General features: G+C 39.5%; 3 protein-coding genes. 1 reads left to right on the top strand and 2 read right to left on the bottom strand.

Annotated features, from left to right (window positions below):
* Positions 1-436 precede the first annotated feature (436 nt).
* Positions 437-1,060 carry a hypothetical protein gene (locus tag DXT99_RS26620; protein ID WP_115568636.1) on the top strand — a complete coding sequence of 208 codons (624 nt, stop codon included), beginning with the start codon at positions 437-439 and terminating at the stop codon, positions 1,058-1,060.
* A 47-nt stretch (positions 1,061-1,107) separates the two neighbouring features.
* Here the strand turns inward: DXT99_RS26620 and DXT99_RS26615 are convergent, their stop codons facing one another.
* Positions 1,108-2,124 carry an IS1595 family transposase gene (locus tag DXT99_RS26615; protein WP_115568635.1) on the bottom strand — a complete coding sequence of 339 codons (1,017 nt, stop codon included), beginning with the start codon at positions 2,122-2,124 and terminating at the stop codon, positions 1,108-1,110.
* Positions 2,125-2,289: 165 nt separating this feature from the next.
* Positions 2,290-3,069, bottom strand: a complete 780-nt coding sequence (locus DXT99_RS26610; protein ID WP_181885289.1) for a serine hydrolase domain-containing protein — start codon at positions 3,067-3,069, stop codon at positions 2,290-2,292.
* Positions 3,070-3,188: the final 119 nt, after the last annotated feature.

The following is a 3,188-nucleotide window of genomic DNA, read 5'->3' as shown; positions in this document are numbered from 1 at the left end:
CCCCAGACAAGTAGCGCAGGCAAACATCTTCCGACTTAAAACCCATAACGCGTCGCACAGTTAGTGCAACCACGGCTTCATTGTAGGCACTCCGTACCCAACGAAGCCTTAGTTGTTAGCATAAGACTTTATCACCCACCAGTGTAGTCTGGATTAAAACAAGTGGCGCCACCTGAATTCTTCACTTTTACAAATTTCCCAGCTATAAGGTCTACAGACCACAAATCATAGATTTCGGTAAGCTCAGCCTGCCGCTGATCTTTAAAATGTATGGCTCTGTTATAAATAAAGGTTGATGTGTACTTTGAAAAGTCAAATTTAAAGTTTCCGACTTCTTAATATAGTATTTATAACATATAGCACTTCTAATTGTATGTCACGTAAATCTGATAATTATCAGTGCTATGTTTTAATATATAAAAAAAAATAAAGCGTAATGAAATTCATAAAAAAATTCAATAGTTTTTCTGTAAATGAGGGGTTTGATAGTAGGGAGGCAGAAGGTAGGAGTAAATTTGAAAACATGAACAACAAAGATTTTGATATGAGTGTCGAATATGATAGATGGAATGTCGAGTTAAAAGACGTTCACCAAAACCAAACGACTACATTAAAATCAAAACCTAACGGTTGGTTTTCAAACTACTATTCTGGTAGCACCAACATAGACAATACCGATTTTAACATTGAAAGAAATTCTAAAGGAATTGTTCTCAATGCCAATCAATCTGTCATAGGGAATGTTAAAACTTCAAAATTCGGTTTCTTTGGAAGAGAAGCAATAATAATATTATCTGGTGAGAAATATATTCTTAAAAGAGAATCCTTGCCTTTGAAATTTGTAGTACTTAATGAACAGCGTGAAGTAATAATAAATATTACAGGATTTGTTGACAGGAAAAAGCAAGCAAATTTATTCAGTCTTATTTATTCTCCAAGCAAACTCTTATATTCCGTTCATTTGCAGAAAGAGTTAGAAGTTTCTACCACTACATTATTCTTGTTACTTGTTTGCGGATATTGCACAGAACTATTTAATGAAATAGATAGAGGGGAATAAATTTCGACCGCAAACAACATGTAAACAACAGTACAATGTATGAAATGTTAAGAAATCATAGTTTGGTAGCGACCTTCGATATTGTAGTATCTACCCAAAGACAGTTTATCAGAAAGAGAGGCATGGTAGAATTCACTTACCATGCCTTTTTGCTTCTTGAAGAGTTCCATGAACCTGAACAGGTTCAGGTAGCTTTGCAGATACTTCGTAGCTACACCGTTGAACTTCTTAATGTAGTCCTTGAACCGCTTGGCAAGGTTGTTCAGGTTGTTCACATGGTATATCTTTCCCACCGAGTACTGCTTCTTGGAGGCGTGTATGCGGTAGTGCATGAAACCATGTGTCTTGGCGAACGACTTGATGGAGGGGTGCTTGTCAGAGCAGATGATGTTGGTGTCGGCACTAACTTTGTTGCGTAGGATTCTGTCCAAGTCCTTGCGCTTCAACCTGCCCATACAGGCAACGGTAAGGTCGATGTTCTTAGACCTGTCAACAGAGAACAGCACCTTCGCTTGGTCGTTGTTATCGCCACGCCTGTTCGTGCCGCCACGCTTCCTTGGCTTGGTCAACCCCTTTCTGCCTTTCTCACTTTTAAGAAACCAAACATCGTCAACCTCCACGATGCCGTTGAACTTGGTTTTGCTCAGTTCCTCGAAAGCAGTGAGTATCTTGTGCCGCCAGTCGAAGGCGGTCTTCAAGGAGATATCCATCTTAGAGGCTATCTCACGCAGGGAGTTGCCTTCCACCATCAGGGTGATGTACTGCTCCCACAGGTGCTTCTTCTTGATGTAGGATATGGCTGTTCCAGTTAAGTCGGTGAAGGTCTTCTTGCAGTCCTTGCACTGGAACCTTGTACGGTTTTGCAGGTAGCCGTACCGCACGATAGAGACAGAGCCACAGGCAGGGCAACCACGTTCTACGCCTTCGTTTAGCTGCTCGGCTACTTGGTTGTGCTTCTCGGAAGCCTTGGCTAAAATCTCGATGATGTTCTTGGAAAGCTGCTTTAATTCCCTGCTGTCCAACTTCTGAATCTCTTTCAGAATGTCTACCTTTGACTTTGCCATATATCCCTTTGATTTATACAAAGATACGCAGAAATAACAACAATACCAACTTTTAGCTATAACAGAGCCGCTTTTTTTAGTTTATATTAAGTTTAACGGCTCGCACGGAGGTTCAATTCGAAACAGGTTTAAGCATTGTTTTTATACTTTGTTACCCACCGTTTTTTATTCCGATGTTTCAATTGCCATCACTTCTTTTCCTTTCGTTCCCAAGTAGTGAACCAACAATTTTTCATAAACCTTATATCCATCGTCGACATTGGTAAATATGATTAGACCGTTTTTAGTTTCGGGAAATATAAAAATGATTGCCTGTGCTCCTTTATCTGCTCCACCGTGTGATAAAGCATATTGACCATCTTTAAAATCGTAAATTTCAAAACCAAGTCCAAAGTGTTTTCCTTTTGTACTTTCAACTTGATGGGTTGTCATATCGGCAAATACTTTTTCCGAAACTCCATTTCCATTCATTACGCTAACCAAAAATTTGCCATAATCCTCAATCGTAGTCAATAAATCATCCGCTCCGTTTGGTGTTTTGTTTTTGATTGTTTCATAGGAATTACCTTGATTATCGTACCCTTTGGCGAATCTGGTTTCGTCTACACTTGTATTCCAAATATATTCGGTGTCGTCCATTGACAGGGGCTCAAAAATCAAATCGGTTGCTAATTCGTTTAAGGACTTCTCAAATTTACTTTCCAAAGCTTTTCTTAAATATTCTATTCCTTCTCCAGAATATTGATATTGAGTACCTGGCGAAAATTGAAAGGTTAATTTATTTGATTTGTTGGAATGTCTCCAATTTGGGAAACCGCTTTGATGGCTTAAGATATGTCTTGTTGTCAATTCTTTACTTCTTGGGTCGTTGGCTACATCAGGGTCAGTCCAATATTTAAATATTAGCTCGTCCAAATCCCATTTGCCCAAACTTACGAGTTTCAACGTATCCGCCCGACGAACTACATGTTTGACTTGTCCTTAAAGTTCTGCGGGTAGAGCTCGCGCAGGTTTTTGTGGTTGATGGACATGATGTTTTCCAGCGTGTGTTTAAGCCACTGGTA

Origin of the sequence: Pontibacter diazotrophicus (assembly GCF_003367245.1) — a bacterium.
Lineage (GTDB): Bacteria > Bacteroidota > Bacteroidia > Cytophagales > Hymenobacteraceae > Pontibacter > Pontibacter diazotrophicus.
Note: the sequence above shows the minus strand (reverse complement) of the source record. Positions and strands in the feature narration are given on the sequence as shown.